General features: G+C 40.9%; 20 protein-coding genes, 2 tRNA genes, 3 rRNA genes and 2 pseudogenes. 10 read left to right on the top strand and 17 right to left on the bottom strand.

The genetic code is table 11. The features are described 5' to 3' along the window. Positions 1 to 33: 33 nt before the first annotated feature. Both MS6x_RS02925 and MS6x_RS02930 read left to right on the top strand, forming a co-directional pair. Positions 34 to 540, top strand: coding sequence for a DUF6452 family protein (locus tag MS6x_RS02925; RefSeq protein WP_482605279.1), 507 nt, complete (start codon positions 34 to 36; stop codon positions 538 to 540). Beyond that, positions 521 to 1,273, top strand: a complete 753-nt coding sequence (locus MS6x_RS02930; protein WP_482605280.1) for a DUF6048 family protein — start codon at positions 521 to 523, stop codon at positions 1,271 to 1,273. Before MS6x_RS02925 ends, MS6x_RS02930 begins: the two co-directional genes overlap by 20 nt. A gap of 4 nt (positions 1,274 to 1,277) precedes the next feature. Here the strand turns inward: MS6x_RS02930 and MS6x_RS02935 are convergent, their stop codons facing one another. Next, a complete protein-coding gene (locus MS6x_RS02935) occupies positions 1,278 to 1,508 on the bottom strand; it encodes a hypothetical protein (protein ID WP_482605281.1) in 231 nt (76 codons plus the stop codon). 2 nt (positions 1,509 to 1,510) lie between these two features. Then, positions 1,511 to 2,695, bottom strand: a complete 1,185-nt coding sequence (locus MS6x_RS02940) for a THUMP domain-containing class I SAM-dependent RNA methyltransferase (RefSeq protein WP_482605282.1) — start codon at positions 2,693 to 2,695, stop codon at positions 1,511 to 1,513. A 93-nt stretch (positions 2,696 to 2,788) separates the two neighbouring features. Here MS6x_RS02940 and MS6x_RS02945 point away from each other — a divergent pair, with 93 nt between their 5' ends. Both MS6x_RS02945 and MS6x_RS02950 read left to right on the top strand, forming a co-directional pair. Beyond that, on the top strand, positions 2,789 to 3,460 hold the full coding sequence (locus MS6x_RS02945; RefSeq protein WP_482605283.1) for a ZIP family metal transporter: 672 nt from the start codon (positions 2,789 to 2,791) through the stop codon (positions 3,458 to 3,460). Position 3,461: 1 nt separating this feature from the next. Then, entirely contained in the window at positions 3,462 to 3,887 is a 426-nt protein-coding gene (locus MS6x_RS02950) for a DUF4268 domain-containing protein (RefSeq protein ID WP_482605284.1), read from the top strand. Positions 3,888 to 4,007: 120 nt separating this feature from the next. Here MS6x_RS02950 and uxuA read toward each other — a convergent pair. The 12 genes and pseudogenes from uxuA to MS6x_RS03010 form a co-directional block, all read right to left on the bottom strand. Further along, positions 4,008 to 5,051, bottom strand: a pseudogene (uxuA, locus tag MS6x_RS02955) (mannonate dehydratase). Between the two features lie 109 nt (positions 5,052 to 5,160). After that, complete coding sequence (locus MS6x_RS02960) at positions 5,161 to 5,352, bottom strand: SDR family oxidoreductase (protein ID WP_482607135.1); 192 nt, start codon at positions 5,350 to 5,352, stop codon at positions 5,161 to 5,163. Continuing rightward, positions 5,301 to 5,477 (bottom strand): hypothetical protein, encoded by a 177-nt coding sequence (locus tag MS6x_RS02965; RefSeq protein WP_482605285.1) that lies wholly within the window; start codon positions 5,475 to 5,477, stop codon positions 5,301 to 5,303. Before MS6x_RS02965 ends, MS6x_RS02960 begins: the two co-directional genes overlap by 52 nt. 35 nt (positions 5,478 to 5,512) lie before the next feature. Next, positions 5,513 to 5,695 (bottom strand): hypothetical protein, encoded by a 183-nt coding sequence (locus tag MS6x_RS02970; protein WP_482605286.1) that lies wholly within the window; start codon positions 5,693 to 5,695, stop codon positions 5,513 to 5,515. A 3-nt stretch (positions 5,696 to 5,698) separates the two neighbouring features. Continuing rightward, a pseudogene (locus MS6x_RS02975) lies at positions 5,699 to 5,773 on the bottom strand (hypothetical protein); the annotation flags it as partial. A gap of 301 nt (positions 5,774 to 6,074) precedes the next feature. Continuing rightward, the gene (locus MS6x_RS02980; protein ID WP_482605287.1) at positions 6,075 to 8,219 is read right to left on the bottom strand and encodes a DUF7133 domain-containing protein; all 2,145 of its coding nucleotides are present in this window, start codon (positions 8,217 to 8,219) and stop codon (positions 6,075 to 6,077) included. 128 nt (positions 8,220 to 8,347) lie between these two features. Beyond that, the gene (gene trhA / locus MS6x_RS02985; RefSeq protein WP_482605288.1) at positions 8,348 to 8,980 is read right to left on the bottom strand and encodes a PAQR family membrane homeostasis protein TrhA; all 633 of its coding nucleotides are present in this window, start codon (positions 8,978 to 8,980) and stop codon (positions 8,348 to 8,350) included. Positions 8,981 to 9,095: 115 nt separating this feature from the next. Further along, positions 9,096 to 9,207: ribosomal RNA gene (gene rrf, locus MS6x_RS02990) — 5S ribosomal RNA — on the bottom strand. A gap of 162 nt (positions 9,208 to 9,369) precedes the next feature. Beyond that, positions 9,370 to 12,204, bottom strand: a 23S ribosomal RNA gene (locus tag MS6x_RS02995). 233 nt (positions 12,205 to 12,437) lie between these two features. After that, positions 12,438 to 12,514 (bottom strand) — tRNA-Ala (locus MS6x_RS03000). Between the two features lie 131 nt (positions 12,515 to 12,645). Beyond that, positions 12,646 to 12,719, bottom strand: a tRNA-Ile gene (locus MS6x_RS03005). Positions 12,720 to 12,886: 167 nt separating this feature from the next. Next, positions 12,887 to 14,413 (bottom strand): 16S ribosomal RNA (locus tag MS6x_RS03010). Together the 16S, 23S and 5S rRNA genes with 2 tRNA genes alongside form the textbook arrangement of a ribosomal RNA operon. A gap of 697 nt (positions 14,414 to 15,110) precedes the next feature. Between MS6x_RS03010 and thrS the strand changes: the two genes are divergently transcribed. The 4 genes from thrS to rplT all read left to right on the top strand — a co-directional run bounded on the left by thrS (position 15,111) and on the right by rplT (position 18,440). Next, positions 15,111 to 17,051: a threonine--tRNA ligase gene (thrS, locus tag MS6x_RS03015; RefSeq protein WP_482605289.1), complete on the top strand. Its 1,941-nt coding sequence runs from the start codon at positions 15,111 to 15,113 to the stop codon at positions 17,049 to 17,051. Positions 17,052 to 17,080: 29 nt separating this feature from the next. Beyond that, positions 17,081 to 17,638 carry a translation initiation factor IF-3 gene (gene infC / locus MS6x_RS03020; protein ID WP_482607136.1) on the top strand — a complete coding sequence of 186 codons (558 nt, stop codon included), beginning with the start codon at positions 17,081 to 17,083 and terminating at the stop codon, positions 17,636 to 17,638. Between the two features lie 161 nt (positions 17,639 to 17,799). Further along, positions 17,800 to 17,997: a 50S ribosomal protein L35 gene (rpmI, locus tag MS6x_RS03025; RefSeq protein ID WP_047245905.1), complete on the top strand. Its 198-nt coding sequence runs from the start codon at positions 17,800 to 17,802 to the stop codon at positions 17,995 to 17,997. Between the two features lie 98 nt (positions 17,998 to 18,095). After that, complete coding sequence (gene rplT, locus MS6x_RS03030) at positions 18,096 to 18,440, top strand: 50S ribosomal protein L20 (protein WP_482605290.1); 345 nt, start codon at positions 18,096 to 18,098, stop codon at positions 18,438 to 18,440. Positions 18,441 to 18,511: 71 nt separating this feature from the next. On the opposite strand, the gene MS6x_RS03035 is transcribed toward rplT, so the two are convergent. Together MS6x_RS03035 and MS6x_RS03040 are read right to left on the bottom strand one after the other, a co-directional pair. Then, positions 18,512 to 18,784 carry an EF-hand domain-containing protein gene (locus tag MS6x_RS03035; protein ID WP_482605291.1) on the bottom strand — a complete coding sequence of 91 codons (273 nt, stop codon included), beginning with the start codon at positions 18,782 to 18,784 and terminating at the stop codon, positions 18,512 to 18,514. A gap of 7 nt (positions 18,785 to 18,791) precedes the next feature. Further along, complete coding sequence (locus MS6x_RS03040; RefSeq protein ID WP_482605292.1) at positions 18,792 to 19,229, bottom strand: secondary thiamine-phosphate synthase enzyme YjbQ; 438 nt, start codon at positions 19,227 to 19,229, stop codon at positions 18,792 to 18,794. Positions 19,230 to 19,321: 92 nt separating this feature from the next. On the opposite strand from MS6x_RS03040, the gene MS6x_RS03045 reads away from it, so the two are divergent. Next, entirely contained in the window at positions 19,322 to 20,122 is an 801-nt protein-coding gene (locus tag MS6x_RS03045; protein WP_482605293.1) for an HAD family hydrolase, read from the top strand. 119 nt (positions 20,123 to 20,241) lie between these two features. Further along, a complete protein-coding gene (locus tag MS6x_RS03050) occupies positions 20,242 to 21,147 on the top strand; it encodes a 2-oxoadipate dioxygenase/decarboxylase family protein (protein ID WP_482605294.1) in 906 nt (301 codons plus the stop codon). 5 nt (positions 21,148 to 21,152) lie between these two features. Here the strand turns inward: MS6x_RS03050 and MS6x_RS03055 are convergent, their stop codons facing one another. Beyond that, positions 21,153 to 22,415 carry an asparagine synthetase B gene (locus tag MS6x_RS03055; RefSeq protein ID WP_482605295.1) on the bottom strand — a complete coding sequence of 421 codons (1,263 nt, stop codon included), beginning with the start codon at positions 22,413 to 22,415 and terminating at the stop codon, positions 21,153 to 21,155. Positions 22,416 to 22,578: the final 163 nt, after the last annotated feature.

Consider the following 22,578-nt stretch of genomic DNA (forward strand, 5'->3'; position numbering starts at 1 on the left):
CAAGAAACAAGTAATCGGCCAGATTTTAAATACATGAAAAATTTCGGATATAGTATTTTACTGCTCAGCATCTTCATTACCATTGCTTCTTGCGAAAAGGATGACATCTGCGTCGAAGGAACCACACCATTAATGGTTGTAGAGTTCTTTGATGTCGACAATAGGGAAACCCTTAAAAATGTAACCGCATTAAGAGTCGTAGGCGAAGGACAGACTATCACGGTAAATACGGTAGCAGATAGAACCAATTTAAATGTGATAACAGTGCCGCTTAAAACTACGGAGGATAATACGAGCTTCTTATTAATATCGGATTCAGCTGATAATGATGACGGCTCCGAAATTGGGAATATCGATACCGTTACTTTCGATTACGCTCGGTTAGAAGACTTTAAATCCCGTGCTTGTGGTTTCATCGTAAATTATGAAGAACTATCAGGAGCGTTACAAACAGATACCAATAATTGGATTCAAGAAATCGAGATTATACGTTCGGAAATCATTAACTCAGATTCTACGCATGTTAAAATATACCACTAGCCTAGCTTTTTTTCTGGGAACAATTTCTTTGGCCGCACAAAGCAAGCCAATAGATACCCAACCAAAGGATACGGTTGTCTACGAACAAGCTTATGGTTTAAGGGTAGGGATAGACCTGAGTAGATTAGTAATGTCTTCTTTGGATGAAAACTATACGGGTTTAGAACTTGTTGGGGACTATAGAATTACACAAGACCTGTTTTTAGCTGCCGAACTAGGCAACGAGAACAAAACACAACAAGAAGATTTATACGAGTTCAATACAACAGGTAGTTATCTAAAAATTGGTGTGGATAGGAATACCTACGCCAATTGGTATGGGGAGCAAAATCTTATTTTCTATGGGGCGCGCGTTGGATTCAGTACCTTTAGTAATACGATAAACAACTACCAGATATTTGACAATAACCGGTATTGGAACCCGGAGGGCTTCGCAACGGCATCCGAAACACCGGAAGAATTTAGCGGGCGTACTGCATCTTGGATAGAGGCACTTTTTGGTACTAAAGTGGAACTATTGCCAAATATCTATTTAGGTGCAAGTGTTCGGTTAGGCTTCCTATTTACGGATGCGAACGAAGGGCGATTTCCCATCTTATACGTTCCCGGTTTCAACAAGGTAACTTGGGATAGCAAATTCGGAGTAGGGTACAACTATTCTATTTCCTACTTCCTTCCGCTTTATAAAAAAAAGAACAAAGTCAAGAAAATAACGGGTGAGGAAGCAGAATAACCGACTAAAGTTCCTTCGGTGATTTCATAAAAATAGATTTCATCATCAACTTTTCATTACCGGCGTCTCGGACTACAGCAAATTTCGGAGCAAACACAGTGGCGAATATTGCCGAACCAATAGCCAAATATAACCGTGGAACCTCTATAAAAAGACCTATACCAAATCTTGCAATCAAAAATAAGACTGCGAATCCCAGAAAATTAAAGAGCAAAGCCTTGTGTTCTAACTTCATGATTAGGTTTCCTTATTGTATTTCGCCTTTTTACTTCCTTCGTACATTACATATTGCACCAATCTAGATTCCAATTGACTATTAAATACCTTTATTTTTCTTGAAGGTCTAAGACCTACAAACTTCAATGCCTGTAAATTAGAGGTAATGAACCAAGCATTGGTTCCTGGATAACCCTGTTTTAAAGTATCACCAATATCAGAATAGAATTCTTCCACATCAAAATCGGAATCCAAGTCGGAGCGGTCTAACCTTTCTCCGTATGGCGGATTAAAACACATATGCAGCATACCTTCCGTTTGCTTTTCCGTTTTGAAAAAATCGGCTCTTTCAACAGTGATATAATCAGCTAAGTTTGCGTTTCCAATATTCTCTTCTGCTTTTCGTATTGCGGACGGTGCCTTATCAAAACCTGTAATTTTATGATGAAACTCGCGTGTTTTCTTTAGACTGGAATCTACGATTTTCTCATAAAGTTCGGCATCAAAATCCGGCCACTTTTCAAATGCAAAACCATTTCTATTGATATTTGCTGGGATATTACAGGCAATCATGGCAGCCTCCGTTAGCATTGTACCACTCCCGCACATTGGGTCTAGAAAATCACATTGACCGTCCCAACCACTTAGCAATAATAAGCCAGAGGCCAATACCTCGTTGATTGGTGCAATATTGGTAGATATGCGATATCCTCTATGATGCAGGGAGCTACCCGAACTGTCCAAAGAAACATTACAGGAAGTATTGTGAATATGGATGTTGATCCTTAAATCTGGATGCTTTACATCTACACTGGGTCGATGACCATCTGTATCCCTAAACTTGTCCGCAATAGCGTCCTTTGTCTTCTGGGATACGTACAACGAATGGGTAAACTGCTCCGAATTAACCGTAGAATCGATGGCAAAGGTGTCTTCAAGAGACAGGTATTCTGTCCAATCCATCTGATAAATCTTTCGATATAAGTCTTTTTCGTCCCGGACCTGAAAAGAGTTAATGGGCTTTATAATCTTAATTGCAGTTCTTAAACACAGATTTGCTTTGTACATAAAACCGGTATCCCCTTCAAAAGAAACATTCCTGGTACCTTCTACAACATTACTTGCACCAAGGTTTCGTAGTTCTTTTGCTAGTATTTCTTCAAAGCCAAAAAGTGTTTTGGCCACCATTTTAAAATTATTCCCCATATACTATTTTTAGCATACCGCAAAAATACGCTAATTTTGATGCGGAAGTAGCTAGTTGACCACTTCGATTATAAAAGCCTAACCAACACATACATGAATTATATTCTCCCAATTCTTGGGGTACTTTTAAGTTTTGCTTTTGTTTACATTACCAAACCTAAGAAAAAGGAGCATTTTAAACTGCTGCTGGCCTTTAGTGGTGCCTTTTTATTAGCTCTTACGATATTTGAATTGCTGCCACAGGTGTACCAAGAATATTCTGGAAAAACAATGGGAATATTTATTATGGGTGGAATTTTACTACAGATTTTCCTAGAATTTTTTTCTAAAGGTGCAGAGCATGGGCATGTACATCTATCAGATCAAAGTACTGATTTCCCTTGGCTATTATTCGCTAGCCTTTCGCTTCATTCCCTATTAGAAGGTCTACCAATTCATAGTAACCACACCATCATCTACGGGATTCTTATCCATAAAATCCCTATCGCCATAATTCTGAGTATCTTTTTATTAGGTTCTAAACTAAAACTGACGAACGCAGTGCTCTTTATCCTACTCTTTTCGGCAATGACGCCAATTGGTACCTTTTTAGCGGCAAATGTTCCGGCAATTACCCAGTACGCCATGCCATTGAACGCCCTTGTTATTGGTGTGTTTCTTCATATTTCTACCGTTATTCTTTTTGAAAGTTCGGAAGGACACAAATTTAATCTCAGAAAATTGGTTGTTATTATTTTGGGAATTGTAATTGCTTATTTTTTGTAAAATGTTCAGTAAAGAGGAATCAAGAAAATTACGTGAAGAATTCTGGATAGCCTTTGGTAAATCGTTTCCCAGAAAATGGCTTTTATATAAAACTGGAATAAAGGAGATCAGTTTAAAATTTCATTTTGACCTAAAAAAGGCAGTAGTCTCTCTAGACGTAGAAGGGGATTTAGAGCAACGAATTAAATATTGGGAAAAGTTAATTTCATTAAAATCAATCCTGCTAGAGGACTACCTGCCCGAGGCAATATTTGAGGATGATTGTGTATTGGAAAACGGTAAAGAAATCTCAAGGATTCATGTAAAAAAAGAAGGAGTTTCCATCCATAATAAAAACAAGTGGCAAGAAACTATGGTTTTCTTTTATGAAAAAATGTCATTACTCGAAGATTTTTTTACCGAATACGAGGACATCTTACGAAATTAAAATACGATTTTTTTTAAAGCACAATCCGGACACCTTTGATTATACTTCGTTTTAAATCGAAACAACCGATTACTTTTGTAAGTCCAAAGATTCCCTTATGCCCATTTCCTATCCCGATAACTACGCAAGACCCATTGCTCTGCCTATAAGGGAATACCCGGAATAAAAGTCGTTTTGTCGCTTTTTATCGTCTAATAACACATGACCGTGATCGGGACGCATGGGTATAGAGACTATCCCAGAACTCTTCCTATTTCTTCTCAACTGTTCATTCACAACAGCCCTCATTACCTTATCTATTGGTACCAGACCATTTAAATGGTCTGCTTCGTAAAAAGCGCCATTTGTCTCCCTGATTACATTTCTTAGATGGATAAAATGGATTTTAGCCCCAAAATCTTTAATAATTCGCACCGAATCATTATTTGCAGATGCACCTAATGAACCTGAACAAAACGTAAGACCGTTACTGGACGGGGGACAACATTCCAGTAAAAATTTAAGTTCTTCGTAATTAGAAACAATTCTTGGGACGCCAAAAACGGAAAATGGTGGATCATCTGGATGAATGGCCAGTTTTATCCTTATTTTTTCTGCCTCGGGAATAATGGCATTCAAAAAATAAGATAGATTCTGTTGGAGTTCTTTCTTACTAATACCCAATACCGTTGCATGATTCTTATTGAATTGGTCTAAGTCAATCAATTTTCGGGAACCTGGCATTCCAGCTAAAATGGATTCCTCTAATCTTTTTCTACCGGAATCGCTCAATCCTTAAAAATAGGTATTTGCTTCCTCATAAATAGTTTGGTCAAGAGTTTGTTTAGTATTTTGGCGCTTTAAAATAAAAAGATAAAACGCGGCACCGGCAACAGGACTATAGTACAATGCCGACCCTCCAGAAGGTAAGACATAATCCAAATCGGTTCGAGTCCAATCAATTAACTGCATAAAATTATAGCAGACGACGTATATCCTATTTTCAGCTAGATTCTTTAAGGTTTGAATATAGTTTGCGATATATTCATCTTTTTCAGGAAGCCCATACTTTATAGCAGTATTAATATTTACACTTTCTACCACAGACCATTCTAGTCCGTAAGATTCAATTTCTGATTTAAGTGAAGCAATAGTTTCTACCGGCGAGACTGCCCCTAAAGGAATTTTTTGTCAGGCTGCTGCAATACCACTTGCACCGATTTGTTGATTTCATCTAAAGACACCCCGAAAGAAGAACCGAACCATCTAAACGTTTTTTTAAATACTCCATAGTCTATACGCCTGAAAATAAATTAAAACCACCATCGACATCAAAAATACTTCCGGTTACAAAACCGGAGGAATCGCTCAACAAATAATGAACTGTTCCATTAAGTTCTGAAATATCACCAAATCGACCATGAGGCGTGCTCTTTAGAATGCGGTTCGCTCTGGGGTAAAAGAACCATCTTCGTTGGTTAATAATTTACGATTTTGGATACCGATAAAAAAGCCAGGAGCAATCGCGTTCATCCTAGTTTTATGTAGATGTTTGGATGCCAGTTCTTGAGCCATCCATTTAGTGAAAATATCAATTCCTGCCTTTGCCATCGAGTAGGCTAGAAATGCCTTACTTGGCTGCTAATTTATCGAGTGTCCTGCCTAGCAGGATTACGGTAGCTCTTCTCCACTAACTGGTTGGCTTTAGGACCTCCAAGAACGCCTGTTCCTCCAGAAAGAGCATATATTAAATTTTTAATCGGTAGTGAGTTTTCATTATTTAGGTCTCTTTTGTTCGCTTTTGCCATCTCATGTGCCGCAATAATCATATACTATTTGGCGCTTAAGTTCGGAATTTCCCATTCTGGCAACTCCCTATCATAAAAATAATTCATGTAATTTTCTGTAACCTGCCCAAATTACGCTCAATAAGCTATTTTAAATTCATCTTAAATAGTAAAAGTATAAGGTGGTTTTTATAACTATATCTTCCAGTTCACTTGTGATTTAGTATTCTTTCAATTTCTTTTATTGTTTTTTCAAATACGTTTCTTTTGTAATCTTTCTAAGGAAAAATTTTTAGCCAAATGACTGGCGGTAGTTTTGACTGCCACGCAAAGCAACAAACGATTTATGTTCAAGAAGTAGACAAGAATCCCCCGCTAGTGAAAGCCTGCAAAGGTAACGGCATAACTAAATTATCAAAACCTACTTATACAGTTCCAACAGTTCCTTTTCTGTAAATTCTCCGCCACTTTTTGATTTCACAGTTCTCAGCTCCTTAATTCTTTCTGGGGTTAGCCATTTTGGATGCTTTGCAAATGCGTTGGTAACATAGGATATAATATCGGCTATATCCTTATCGGTTAACGCATCATTTGCTATTAAACCAGGCATGGATTGATTTAATTCATATAGCTCCCCATTTACATGGATAGGACCAGTTACACCATGTAACAGTATTAAAGCTAAACGCTCCACAGGTTCGGAAACATATTCCGAATATTCCAATGGCGGCGCTAACCCGTTGATTCCTTTACCGTCAATCCCATGGCAGGCAGCACAAATCTGCCGAAATAATTTAGCTCCTTTTGTACGATTATCCTCGGCCAAAGTAAAGCTTGTAAATATCGGATTCTTTTTATTCGCTACCCTATTTATAATAACATATTCCAACTCTTTCTGAAGTAAATCCGTTTGTACTTCCCTATTTTTTAAAAACGAAAGGAACGCTTCCTCTCTATCGGACAGACCACTTAAAATGGCTTCGTTTAAGATAGAGTTGTTAGCACCGGTTTTTAATAATTGTATTATCAACGTAAAAAAGTATTCCTCAGAAAGTTGAGCCCATTTACCCAATGTACTCCCTAGATACAAATCTATCAAGGTATCATTTCTACGCATTAGACTTTTAAAGAGTGTTAGTGCTTTAAGTCTGTGCTCAACGCTTATAAATTGTTCTAATTGAACCAATACATGAGCAACCAATTGAGAGTTTCGGCTATGTGCTGCCTTTTCCAACATTTCAAAACTAAGTTCACCTAAGCCTTCCAATACATAAAGTGCATGTAACTGAGCCAATGGCTTCTCCTCATCAAGAAGTACCGAGACAAGTGAAGGTATGACATCAACATCCTTCGTCATAATAAGCTTCTGTTGGGCCCGATCGCGAATCCAACCATTGTGATCATTCAAGGAGTTTAAAAGCTGTGCTTCATGTAGCTGATTTTTAATGGAACTATCTTTAGCATGACCAGGGCTAACTTTTAAAATTCTACCATAATTTAGCACAGTATCTATTTGTGAAGCTCTAGCCTTTTTTTTATAATATGGACTTGCATACGCACGATGTTGAATAACACCTTTATGCATATCAACTATGTACATACTGCCATCTGGGCCATCGGCTAAACTAACCGGGCGAAAAGCCCGGTCCAATGAAGCCAAGAATTCTTTACCTTCCCAAGCCTGTTTGGCAGAGATACTGTCGCCATGGAAGCTTAGTAAATTTCGTTTAATAAGGTTTGCTTCCGGAATACATACAAAGACGTTTTGGTGGTACTCCAATGGAAATGCGCCTCCCCTGTATACAAAAGGACTACAAGCAGCGGTAACGTTCACTAATAAGCTATCTGAATTCAAAACCCCGTTTACATATCCTCTGTTTACCAAAGTAGCCTGCAAGGGATATACGCGCTGATCCTCAGTTATAATCTGATTTACCGCGGACGTAGGATGAACATAATCATTTCTAATCATACGATTAGGAAGTACATAATCGGCTATTAACTGCGTGGCATTATTATTATAATAGAGCCTACCGAAATTATCATTTGATATTCCCCACTGGCCCCTAAAGGTTGTCGGCTCCTTAAGCCATACCCCATTTAATCTACGATACCTAAAATTGGATTTAGCGCTGTAAATCCAATTATCAATATTCATAATTAACCCGTTCGGTTGATGCTCCGGATTCCCATCGGCTGCGTAAAGCGAATCCACAACAACCCGATTCACCGGTTTATCATTCTCTATTTCCGTAAAATATAGATAAGGGGGTTCTGCATATAGTAATCCTCCGTAAACATGGGATATAGCCCTGGGTAATACGAGGCTATCTAAGAATATTTTAGCGTTATCCATAACACCATTCTTATCTAAATCCTGTAAAATTTTAATACTGCCATTTGGTTCTTCTTCGCCAAATCCTTCCATATTGGACATATATCCTGGCATCTCTACTACCCAAATTCTACCAGTATCATCAAATGACATCGCCACGGGTGCTCTCAAAAGGGGCTCCGCAGCTACTACTTCCAAATCAAAACCTGTTTCAATCTCGTAATCATCCATCGATACTGAAGTTTCGTTATATGACGGGGAGCAAGACACTATACAGCTAAGTATTACTAAGAAAGTAATGTGAAAAAATCCAAAACGTTTTTTTCCTGAAAAAGAATTACACATCAAATAGGGACTATTTAAATAACATGTATAAAAATAAACAACCAATGGCAAAAAGCACCTGCTAGTACAAACAAATGCCAAATGAAATGGTTATAAGGTATTTTTCTCACAGCGTAAAACAGGATACCTACCGTGTACAACACGCCCCCAATGAATAAAAGTTGTATCCCATCATCAGAGGTAACAGCTTTGAGGTTATCCATATCAAAAATAATCAACCAACCCATTAGCGCATATAAACCCAAAGAAACAAACTCAAATCTTCCTGTAAAAAATAGTTTTAGGATGGTCCCAACAACAGCTATCCCCCACACTATTGAGAACAATATCCAACCACTGGTAGCGGATAACAGAATTAAAGTCACAGGACTATAGGTTCCGGCTATCAAAAAATAAATACTGATATGATCTAAAATCCGCAGTCGTTCCTTTAAAGGACTTCTTGAAACTGCATGATACACTGCAGAAGCCGTAAACAAACCTATCATTGAAAAACTATAAACTAAAATCCCAAAAACTGCAATACTAGTTTTATGGGTATTCGCTACTAGTAAAACTACTAAACCAACCAATCCAAATAATGCTCCAAATCCATGAGAAATGACATTATATTTTTCCTCTTTAGGCAATTTAGAATATTCTATCATAGCTTGTCAAACTCTTCTTAAATGTAATACTCTGATTAGTTCAGTCCTTTCTTCGAATCCTTGATAATTTCGCACAAAAAAGCCCCCTTACATAACTGTAAGGGGGCTTTCGAAAAAAAGGCGGCTACCTACTCTCCCACTTGGTATAGCAGTACCATCGGCGCAAACGGTCTTAACTTCCCTGTTCGGAATGGTAAGGGGTGGGCCCCGTCGCCATGGCCACCTAAAAACTTGGATATTTTAATTTTTGCCGGCAAAGTGCCCGCAAAAATGACATAATAATGGAACAGGTACCCAAAAAGAAAGTAACGATGTATCGTTCTTGTAGAAAGACGTATATATAAGGTAATGAAAAAAGTTGCACCCCCGTCCTGGGACGGGGGATGCGCGTGCGCAAGCCTGACGGGCAATTAGTACTACTCGGCTGCGGACATTACTGCCCTTCTACCTATAGCCTATCGACGTGGTCATCTCCCACGGCCCTTTAAAGAAATCTCATCTCGTGGCCGGTTTCGCGCTTATATGCTTTCAGCGCTTATCCGATCCCGACATAGCTACCCAGCGATGCCCCTGGCGGGACAACTGGTGCACCAGCGGTCGGTCCGACCCGGTCCTCTCGTACTAGGGTCAGCTCCACTCAGATTTCTAACGCCCGCAGTAGATAGAGACCGAACTGTCTCACGACGTTCTGAACCCAGCTCGCGTGCCACTTTAATGGGCGAACAGCCCAACCCTTGGGACCTTCTCCAGCCCCAGGATGTGACGAGCCGACATCGAGGTGCCAAACCCCCCCGTCGATATGAGCTCTTGGGGGAGATCAGCCTGTTATCCCCGGCGTACCTTTTATCCTTTGAGCGATGGCCCTTCCATGCGGAACCACCGGATCACTATGCTCTTGTTTCCAACCTGGTCGACCTGTATGTCTCTCAGTCAAGCGCCCTTGTGCCATTGCACTCTACACACGATTGCCAACCGTATTGAGGGCACCTTTAGAAGCCTCCGTTACTCTTTTGGAGGCGACCACCCCAGTCAAACTACCCACCACGCACTGTTCCCTCGTTGAGGGTTAGGCCCCGGACAAGCAAAGGCTGGTATTTCAACAATGACTCCACCACACCTGGCGATGCAGCTTCAAAGTCTCCCAGCTATCCTACACATTGCTTGACCAAGGTCAATACGAAGCTATAGTAAAGGTGCACGGGGTCTTTTCGTCCCACTGCGGGTAACCGGCATCTTCACCGATACTACAATTTCACCGAGCTCATGGCCGAGACAGTGTCCAGATCGTTGCACCATTCGTGCAGGTCGGAACTTACCCGACAAGGAATTTCGCTACCTTAGGACCGTTATAGTTACGGCCGCCGTTTACTGGGGCTTCAATTCAATGCTTCTGGCCGAAACCATGACATCTCCTCTTAACCTTCCAGCACCGGGCAGGTGTCAGGCCCTATACTTCATCTTTCGATTTTGCAGAGCCCTGTGTTTTTGATAAACAGTCGCCTGGACCTCTTCACTGCGGCCCCCCCAAAGGGGGGCGACCCTTCTCCCGAAGTTACGGGTCTATTTTGCCTAGTTCCTTAGCCATGAATCTCTCGAGCGCCTTAGAATACTCATCCCAACCACCTGTGTCGGTTTACGGTACGGGCTGCTTCACTCGCTTTTCTTGGAAGTCGATATGCTGGATTATCACCTTGGCCGTAGCCTCGGTGTACTATCGGGGCGTTACCGCTCCCTTCAACGTACAATTCCGTCTGTACGCACCAACTCCTCGCCTCCGTCACTTTTAGCGTGAGCAGGTACAGAAATATTAATCTGTTGTCCATCCACTACCCCTTTCGGGTTCGCGTTAGGTCCCGACTGACCCCCAGCTGATTAGCATAGCTGGGGAAACCTTGGTCTTTCGGCGTGCGGGTTTCTCGCCCGCATTATCGTTACTTATGCCTACATTTTCGTTTGTAGCTCCTCCAGCATCCCTCGCAGGTACACCTTCAACGGCACTACAATGCTCCCCTACCCCTCTATAAATAGAAGTCACGGCTTCGGTGATATACTTATGCCCGATTATTATCCATGCGGAACCGCTCGACCAGTGAGCTGTTACGCACTCTTTAAATGAATGGCTGCTTCCAAGCCAACATCCTGGCTGTCAATGCAGTTCCACCGCGTTATATCAACTTAGTATATACTTTGGGACCTTAGCCGGTGATCTGGGTTCTTTCCCTCTCGGACATGGACCTTAGCACCCATGCCCTCACTGCGCAGAAACGTTTTATAGCATTCGGAGTTTGTCAGGAATTGGTAGGCGGTGAAGCCCCCGCATCCAATCAGTAGCTCTACCTCTATAAAACTATCTACACGCTGCACCTAAATGCATTTCGGGGAGTACGAGCTATTTCCGAGCTTGATTGGCCTTTCACCCCTACCCACAGGTCATCCCAAGACTTTTCAACGTCAACGGGTTCGGTCCTCCACTATGTGTTACCACAGCTTCAACCTGCCCATGGGTAGATCGCACGGTTTCGCGTCTACTACTACTGACTATGGCGCCCTATTAAGACTCGCTTTCGCTACGGCTCCGTTCCTGAAGAACTTAACCTTGCCAGTAAAAGTAACTCGTAGGCTCATTATGCAAAAGGCACGCCGTCACCCATATGGGCTCCGACCGCTTGTAAGCGTATGGTTTCAGGATCTATTTCACTCCGTTATTCACGGTTCTTTTCACCTTTCCCTCACGGTACTGGTTCACTATCGGTCTCTCAGGAGTATTTAGTCTTGGCGGATGGTCCCGCCGGATTCATACAGGGTTTCACGTGCCCCGCACTACTCAGGATACCGCTATCTTGCAGCTCTTTACCTATACCGGGCTATCACCGTCTATGGCCAAGCTTTCCAACTTGTTCTAGTTCATCACTGTTCGAACGTCGCGGTCCTACAACCCCGTTATTGCCGAAACAACAACGGTTTGGACTAATCCGATTTCGCTCGCCGCTACTATCGGAATCACTTTTGTTTTCTCCTCCTCCGGGTACTTAGATGTTTCAGTTCCCCGGGTTTGCCCCCGCCTTACGGCGGGTACCATGTCTTCAACATAGTGGGTTGCCCCATTCGGATATCTACGGATCATATCGTGTGTGCCGATCCCCGTAGCTTTTCGCAGCTTATCACGTCCTTCTTCGCCTCTGAGAGCCTAGGCATTCCCCATACGCCCTTTTCCAGCTTGTCGCCAAACCTTCTTATTGCTTACTTATTATATATTCGTACTCTTTACTATCATCGCATGCCAGAAGGCATACGACTAAGATTCGTGTTTCTTTCTTTTTAGGTATATACAGCACTAATGCTATATATCCTGTTCCAATATGTCAATGAACGTGTGGCGAGCCGCCACGGACAATTTAATATGTCGTGTCGACCTTGATACGCTAGAAAATAACCTAAATTATCCCTAGGCACCGCCTGGTGGAGAATATCGGAGTCGAACCGATGACCTCCTGCGTGCAAGGCAGGCGCTCTAGCCAGCTGAGCTAATCCCCCAATTACTAGTAGTTAGCAATCAGTAGTCAGTAGTTACTGCAACTACCACTCAACTTCTAGAATTTCCTATTCAGTATTTCAATCTCAATGAACGTGGCCCGGATTCTTTTAAAAACCCTTGGGGCCATTAGTAGTCCCAGGCAGACTCGAACTGCCGACCTCTACATTATCAGTGTAGCGCTCTAACCAGCTGAGCTATGGGACTTCAATTACCATTTTCCCTTGCGGGAACCCGGTATCCTATATATCATAATTGTGGAGCCTTACGTGAACATCAATAATAATCAAAGCCGAATAATAAACCGAAAAAACGGGACCGGAAACTTATTTCCGAATATGTCAGGGACTGTCCGCTGGGCGGACAATCTCTAGAAAGGAGGTGTTCCAGCCGCACCTTCCGGTACGGCTACCTTGTTACGACTTAGCCCTAGTTACCGATCTTGCCCTAGGCCGCTCCTTACGGTGACGGACTTCAGGCACTCCCGGCTTCCATGGCTTGACGGGCGGTGTGTACAAGGCCCGGGAACGTATTCACCGGATCATGGCTGATATCCGATTACTAGCGATTCCAGCTTCACGGGGTCGAGTTGCAGACCCCGATCCGAACTGTGACAGGTTTTATAGATTCGCTCCGCCTTGCGACGTGGCTGCTCTCTGTACCTGCCATTGTAGCACGTGTGTGGCCCAGGACGTAAGGGCCGTGATGATTTGACGTCATCCCCACCTTCCTCACGGTTTGCACCGGCAGTCCCGTTAGAGTCCCCATCATGACATGCTGGCAACTAACGGTAGGGGTTGCGCTCGTTATAGGACTTAACCTGACACCTCACGGCACGAGCTGACGACAACCATGCAGCACCTTGCAAATTGCCCGAAGGAAAAGGTATCTCTACCCCTGTCAATATGCATTTAAGCCCTGGTAAGGTTCCTCGCGTATCATCGAATTAAACCACATGCTCCACCGCTTGTGCGGGCCCCCGTCAATTCCTTTGAGTTTCATTCTTGCGAACGTACTCCCCAGGTGGGATACTTATCACTTTCGCTTGGCCGCCCAGTACTCAAGGTACCGGACAGCTAGTATCCATCGTTTACGGCGTGGACTACCAGGGTATCTAATCCTGTTCGCTCCCCACGCTTTCGTCCATCAGCGTCAGTATATAGTTAGTCACCTGCCTTCGCAATCGGTGTTCTATGTAATATCTATGCATTTCACCGCTACACTACATATTCCGGCAACTTCACTATAACTCAAGACGACCAGTATCAAAGGCAATTCTACAGTTGAGCTGCAGACTTTCACCACTGACTTAATCGCCCGCCTACGGACCCTTTAAACCCAATAATTCCGGATAACGCTCGGACCCTCCGTATTACCGCGGCTGCTGGCACGGAGTTAGCCGGTCCTTATTCTTACGGTACCGTCAGTAAGCTACACGTAGCTCTTTTTCTTCCCGTATAAAAGCAGTTTACTACCCATAGGGCATTCTTCCTGCACGCGGCATGGCTGGATCAGAGTCTCCTCCATTGTCCAATATTCCTCACTGCTGCCTCCCGTAGGAGTCTGGTCCGTGTCTCAGTACCAGTGTGGGGGATCCCCCTCTCAGGGCCCCTACCCATCGTAGCCTTGGTAAGCCGTTACCTTACCAACTAGCTAATGGGACGCATGGCCATCTTCTACCGCCCGAAGGCTTTAACCGTAAAGCAATGCTGCAAAACGGTACTATGGGGCATTAATCTTCGTTTCCAAAGGCTATTCCCCTGTAAAAGGCAGGTTCCATACGCGGTGCGCACCCGTGCGCCGGTCGTCATCGGTAGCAAGCTACCATGTTACCCCTCGACTTGCATGTGTTAGGCCTGCCGCTAGCGTTCATCCTGAGCCAGGATCAAACTCTTCATCGTTGTTCTGTAAATATTCGTCCCAACAAGTCCGATGTCCGTCCCCGGCCCCGATTCTCTCGATCTAATTCTATCAGGACTCGCGTCCTGTATTCTTTGATTCTTTGTTCTCTACCAAAAACCAACTACTCCGGGTCGCCCCGTTTCACCAATCTTATCTTCTCCACAATATTTCAATGAACTCCTAAATTCCCCCGAAGAGGACTTCTCTTTACCTAGACTATTTGCCTAAGCGGCTGCAAATATACAACTGTTTTTATTCCCGGCAAGCTTTTTCGAAAAAAAAATATTTTTTTTCGAAGGCCAGGAAAACAACCATATAACATCAACACTCCTAAAGAACTTCCCGCTCACAAAAACTACGTCACATAGCCCGTTCGGGGGTGCAAATGTAACACCCTTTTTCAAACCAACAACAATAAAAAACAATCTTTTTTTAAGGTTTTTTGTGCGTCAAACGCAAAAGCCTAGCATATAGACCCTTGAAAAATAAAAAGGTATTAAATCTAACGAAAATTTAAGAATTGACAAAGCTATTAAGCAAAAAAAAAGCCTAAGCAATCCGGTTTGACCTAAAACAAGACCAACCATTCAGTAATTAGCAACAATTGTAGCTCAAAAGAATAAAAAACAGATGTTTATATTATTGTAGACCTAAAGGCAACACATTATCTTTGCCATCCTTATATACTATGATACGATGATTAAAATCACATTACCAGATGGCTCCATTAAACAATTTGACAAAGGAGCGACTCCAATGGATGTTGCAAAAGGGATTAGCCCAGGATTTGCTAGAAATGTAATCTCTGCCAAGTTTAACAACACCACAGTAGAAACCACGACCCCATTAATGGAAAATGGTTCCTTGGTATTGTTTACCTGGAACGACCAAGAGGGTAAAACCGCTTTTTGGCATTCCACATCCCATATCGTAGCACAAGCGTTGGAAGAACTCTATCCGGGAATAAAACTGACCATAGGACCTGCAATTGAAAACGGCTTTTACTATGACGTTGATTTACCAGAAGGAAGTATTTCCGAAAAAGATTTCCAAAAAATAGAACAGAAAGCAATAGCGATTGCCAGAGGCAAGCATGACTATAAGATGCGTTCGGTATCTAAAGCCGATGCGCTACAACTATACAAAGATCAGGGTAATGAATACAAAGTGGAGCTTATAGAAAATCTAGAGGATGGCACAATTACTTTTTGCGACCACGATACCTTCACAGACCTTTGTAGAGGAGGCCATATTCCTAATACCGGAATCGTTAAAGCAATTAAAATTTTAAATGTCGCAGGGGCTTATTGGAGAGGCAACGAAAATAACCCTCAACTAACCCGTATTTACGGCATATCATTCCCAAAACAAAAGGAACTTACGGAATACCTTGAGTTGCTAGAGGAAGCTAAGAAACGTGACCACAGAAAACTTGGAAAAGAACTAGAGCTTTTCACCTTCTCCCAAAAAGTTGGTCAAGGCCTTCCGTTGTGGTTGCCAAAAGGTGCGGCGCTAAGAGAGCGTTTAGAGCAGTTTCTCAAAAAGGCACAAAAGAAGGCAGGTTATGAGATGGTCATCACCCCACATATAGGACAAAAGGAACTCTATGTAACATCAGGACATTACGCAAAATACGGTGAAGATAGTTTTCAACCTATTAAAACACCCAAAGAAGACGAAGAGTTTTTGCTAAAACCAATGAATTGTCCTCATCATTGCGAAATCTATAACGCGAAACCTTTTAGCTATAAGGATTTACCAAAAAGGTATGCGGAGTTCGGTACCGTATATAGGTATGAGCAAAGTGGAGAATTACATGGTTTAACAAGGGTACGCGGTTTTACACAAGACGATGCCCATATTTTTTGTATGCCAGAACAATTGGACCAAGAATTCAAAGATGTCATCGACTTATCCCTATATGTTCTAAAATCTCTTGGATTTGAAAACTTTACAGCGCAAGTTTCCGTTAGAGACTTAGATAATCCGGACAAATACATTGGTTCCGTTGAAAATTGGGAAAAAGCTGAGCAAGCCATCATCAATGCAGCAGATGAAAAGGGACTCGATTATGTCATAGAAACGGGAGAAGCTGCCTTTTATGGTCCGAAACTCGATTTCATGGTAAAAGATGCTCTGGGAAGAAAATGGCAACTTGGAACCATACAAGTAGATTACAACCTACCCGAACGTTTTGACCTTACCTACAAAGGAAGCGACAACGAACTTCATAGACCAGTAATGATACACAGGGCACCATTTGGTAGTATGGAGCGTTTTATAGCCCTATTACTGGAACATGGCGGAGGAAATTTCCCTTTATGGCTAACCCCAGATCAAACGATTATTTTACCGGTAAGCGAGAAACATGAAAAATATGCTGAAAAAGTTTTAAAATCCCTAGAAAATAACGAAATTCGCGCCCTCTTGGATAGTAGGAATGAAACTATTGGCAAGAAAATACGAGAGGCAGAAATGAACAAGATACCGTTTATGCTAATCGTTGGTGAAAATGACGAGAAGGCAAATACCATTTCTGTTCGAAAACACGGAGGTGAAGATTTAGGAGCAATTACAATAGCAGCGTTCACAGACTTGGTAAACAACGAAATAAATAGTACCTTAAAGTCGTTTTAAAAAATAAGTTTAATTAAAAATTATTAGTCATAGCAATACGTAAAAGATTTAGGCCTCAACCTAGAAGGGAAAATAAAAATCCCCACAATATCAATGAAAAAATACTTGCTCCAGAAGTAAGGTTGGTTGGCGACAATGTGGAAATTGGTGTATACCCTATCAGAAAAGCTTTGGATTTATCCAAAGAATTAGAATTGGACTTGGTGGAGATTTCACCAAAAGCAAAACCGCCTGTTTGTAAAATAATAGACTATAAGAAATTCTTATACGAACAGAAGAAAAGGGATAAGGCTATGAAGGCGAAAGCCTCCAAAGTTGTAGTTAAAGAAATTCGATTTGGTCCAAATACAGATGACCATGATTACGAGTTTAAGAAAAAACACGCGGAAAAATTCTTAAAAGAAGGTGCAAAGTTAAAAGCCTATGTATTCTTTAAAGGACGTTCAATTGTATACAAAGATCAGGGAGAAATCCTACTTTTGAAGCTAGCTTCAGAATTGGAAGAATTAGGAAAAGTAGAACAGATGCCTAAGTTAGAAGGAAAAAGAATGACCATGTTCTTAGCTCCTAAGACGAAAGGTAAATAACATATCGGTTTCGCGAATTAGCGGACCTACATAGAAACATATCAAACGCTGCTTTCTCATCTTAAAGCAGCGTTTAGATTGAAAAAAGCTGAACAAAGATTGGTTAAAAACCTGCTGAAGTTCAACGTACATAGTGAGATTAATTAATTAAATAGGAGACAATGCCTAAACAGAAAACAAAATCCAGTGCCAAAAAGCGTTTTAAGCTTACAGGTACAGGTAAAATTAAAAGAAAACACGCTTTTAAGAGTCACATTCTTACAAAGAAATCCAAAAAGCGTAAGCTTGCGTTAACGCACGATACTTTAGTGCATCAGCATGACGTAAACAGTATAAAAGAGCAGTTACGTTTAAAGTAAATTCGCTTTTTTAAAGGTAAAATTATTAACCATGGAGTTAGGCAATAAAAGTTCCATACTAAACAATTAGGACGCCTACTACAAAAAATTAGACAAAAATGCCAAGATCAGTAAATGCAGTAGCTTCCAGAGCCAGAAGAAAAAAGGTGATGAAGCAAGCCAAAGGTTACTTTGGAAGACGTAAAAACGTCTGGACAGTAGCCAAAAACGCGGTTGAAAAAGCAATGTTATATGCTTATAGAGACCGAAGAAATAAAAAGAGAACTTTTCGTGCCTTATGGATTACCCGTATTAATGCCGGTGCCAGATTACACGGAATGTCCTACTCTCAATTTATGGGTAAAGTTAAATCCAACAATATAGAACTAAACAGAAAAGTTCTAGCAGATTTAGCCATGAATCACCCAGATGCTTTTAAAGCAGTTGTAGATCAGGTAAAATAAATTCATCAAATATATCTCACTAAAAAAATCCGATTCTAACGAATCGGATTTTTTGCTTTTACTCCTTATTTTTATTGAGTCTTTAATCTAGAAATAGCAAATTTAAACTCTTTCCAATTAATTAAATCATCTTTATTCTTATCGTACCCCTGCACCAACTTGGAAGAAACTATTCCCCTTAAAAACCCACTAATTTCTGCTTCTTTTAATAATTGCACGATTTCACCCTTTGACAACTTTTGATTATTATCGACATCAAAATAATTAAAAGCCTCTTCAGGAGTTCCAAAATGATTGGTGATTAAGATTTGTATTTTGTTTAAAATCGATTCTTCTGTTGTCATCGTTCTATTATTTTAGTTCGTATTCCTTCCCAAACATGGTAATAACAATATCCCTACCAGATGCATGATTTCGATACTCACAGAGATAAATCCCCTGCCACACACCCAGGTTCAACTTTCCATCCGTAATCGGAATTTGGACAGAATTACCCATTAAAGAGGTTTTTATGTGCGCAGGCATATCATCTGCACCTTCATAGGTGTGCCTGTAATATGGCGCATTCTCAGGAACCATAACATTGAAATGACTTTCAAAATCTGCACGAACGGTAGGGTCGGCATTTTCGTTTAGTGTTAAACTAGCAGAAGTGTGTTGAATGAATATCTGACATATTCCAATATCAATTGTTGACAGTTCGAAACATTCTCTAACTATCTGTTCCGTTATCAGATGAAATCCCCTAGCTACCGGCGAAAGTTTAATCGTATGTTGAAACCAAATCATTCGTTATTCTCTTAATTAATCATAAAACTGACAACACCATCATGGGTAATCACTCTTATTGAAATACCTTTGCCCACTAAATTAAGTAACAGATGGACGTATCCAAAATAAAGATGGTAGTTACCGATATGGACGGTACGCTACTGAACTCCAACCACCAAGTAAGCAGCCGATTCTTTGAACTGTTTTCCCGTCTAAAATCTAAAGACATATTATTTGTTGCAGCAAGTGGAAGGCAATATAATAGTATTATTGACAAACTAAGCCCTATAAAAAATGATATTATTGTTGTTGCAGAAAATGGAGGTTTTGTAATGCGGGAAGAGCATGAACTACTATCCACTCCCCTACCTAGCCACTATGTTACCGAAACCTTAAAATTACTAGATGGCAGAGCGGACATACACCCCGTACTTTGTGGAAAGCATACTGCCTATCTCACTCCAAAATCAGATGCTTTTGTCGCAAAATTAAAGGAATATTATTCCAAATTTGACCTAGTTCATCAACTAGAGACAGTTAATGCAGAAATCATCAAAGTAGCTATGTTCCATTTTGAAAGTTCGGAACAGTATATCTACCCTCATGTAAAACAGTTGGAGAAGAACCTCCAAGTTAAAATATCTGGCAGTAATTGGGTAGACGTCTCTAGTGCCAACGCAAATAAAGGTTTTGCTTTGCGTCAATTGATGAACACCCATAACATTAAACCAGAAGAACTAATGGTCTTTGGAGATTATAATAACGACCTTGAAATGTTGGCCCTTTCCGATTTTAGTTTTGCTATGGAAAATGCTCATCCGAATGTCAAGGATAACGCAAAATACCATACTTTATCCAATGATAATTATGGGGTTGAAGTAGTGCTCGAAAAACTTTTGTCGCAGATATGATACGTAATAGCTATCAATAACGTTATCACTAACTGTAAAAGCTAAATGGCTTTGTGCCAACAACAAAATCCCAAAAAATAATATTTTAACGAATAAAATTATTTCTTAATACAATTGCTATGAATTTTAACCAGAACTCCGCCCTCGATAGACTTATGAGCCTATTATTCCAACCTTATAAAGAAAGTGTTTCGGATGTGAAAAAGGTATCTACCGCTTTGTTGGACAGGGGCGTTATAGCTTCAGAAAATGAAATAGTCAATGACCATATTGCATTTAGAACACTCGGAGTTCCTTTTTTAGGAATAGGGTCTTTAGAGAAAATATTCTTGCACTATGGCTATGAAAAAAGAGATTATTACTTTTTTGAAGGCAAAAAATTGAATGCGTTCTGGTACGCCCCTCCATCACCAGAATACCCAAGAATATTTATTAGCGAACTTAGGGTTTCTGACTTGAGTGAAACTGCAGTTTCGCTTGTAAATAAATATACAAAGCATATTACTTTAGATCCGGTTGATGCCCTAGATTTAAACGATGTACAAGCCGTTGGTAACTTTTTTTATACTTCTTTATGGGAATTACCGTCTATTGAAGATTACCAAACGCTTTCCCAAGATAGTGAATACGCCGCCTGGGTAATTTACAATCGGTACTATTTAAATCATTATACGATTAGTGTTCATGAGCTTAAAAACGGCTATAACACCATGGAATCGTTTAACTCATTTTTAGTTGATATAGGTATAAAACTAAATGACTCCGGCGGTGTTATAAAGGAGAGTGCAGATGGCCTTCTTAGGCAAAGTAGTTCTGTCTCCAAGATGATGGAGGCTACGTTCAAGAATGGTAAAAAAATGCTGATACCTGGCAGCTACGTAGAATTTGCAGAGCGGTTGGCACTACCTGAGTTTAAAAATATCGAAAAGTCCAACATTTCTAGAGCACAAAGAAGAGATGGTTTTGAATCGGCAAACGCTGACAAAATATTTGAAAGCACCTATTCCTCTCAAACCGGCTCGTAAATTTATCAGGTTTTCTGCTTTTTTTTACGGGCTGCGGGAAACAGGACATTATTAAGTATTAGTCGATATCCAGGGGATGTTGGATGAAGCTCGAGCTCAGTTTTCGGGTCTCCTACCCTATGCTGATAATCCTCTGGATCATGACCTCCATAAAAAGTAAAGAAACCTTTCCCTTTTATACCATGTATATACCTTGCTTCTCCATTAAGTTTATTTTCACCCAGAACTAAAACTGTCGGCTTAATTTGCTTTCTATTGAACGCTGTTGTCTGTCCCATAAAACCTTTAACTATGGAGGTATGGTTTTGGCAGAGCATTGTAGGTATGGCATCCCATTTTGCAGAAAAATCCATCAGCGAAAAGTAATCGGACTCTTTGGGAACATTACCTCTTTGTGTAGTCATATCGATGGAACTAAACTCATATTTAGCCGGATTCCGTTCCAAGGTGAAATCAGTAAAAGCAAATGTTTTTCTGTAATCCAAACTAGCTTGATAATTAGGGTCGGATGCGTCCCCGTCAAACATAGGTTCACAGATGTCTACCCCATCCGCAGAAAGCGCAATATCAAAACTATCGGTTGCGGAACACATCGCAAACATAAATCCGCCTCCAATAACGTAACTCCTAATTTTTAAGGCCACGGCACCTTTTTCTTCCGAAACCTTGTCATAGCCCAACTTTTTAGCCAATTTTTCAGCGGCCGCCTTGCCTTCTATATACCACGGCGTAGCTCTATACGCACCATAAAACTTACCATATTGCCCCGTAAAATCCTCATGATGTAGGTGCAACCAATCGTACAAAGCCAATTTATCATTTAAAACCTCCTCATCATAAATAGTAACATAGGGTATCTCGGCATAAGTCAACACCATTGTAACGGCATCGTCCCATGGCTGGTTTCCTTGAGGTGAATAAACTGCAATCTTTGGCGCTTTTTCTAGAATAACTGCATCCTGATTTTTGGACGGACTACTAATATCATCCAAAATAGCATTGGCTTGATTATCGGATAAAACTTCAAAAGACACTCCTCGTATTTGGCACTCTTTACGGATACTTTCTCCGTCTGGCAGCAAAAAAGAGCCACCTCTATAGTTTAAAAGCCATTGCACTTTTTGTTGTTTAGCAAGCACCCAATAGGTAATACCGTAGGCTTTTAAATGATTTTTCTGGGAGTCTGCATCCATTGGGATTAAAATGGAAGATGCGGATAATTGCACAGTAAAAAGAAGTAAGAATAAAGAAAACAGACTATTTTTCATTCAGCGCAACCGTTGATGATACTATTTCAAAGATAACGGAAATTAGAGAACGGCATTTTAAGCGTTACGTTAAAAAAATAGTAAAATGAGGATCAGGAAATTTAAAAGCCCATCTTTTGTCCGTCGGAGGCGCCCAGGATGACATTTAGTTATGCTCGTACCC

The sequence above is a fragment of the Maribacter sp. MS6 genome (assembly GCF_056839185.1).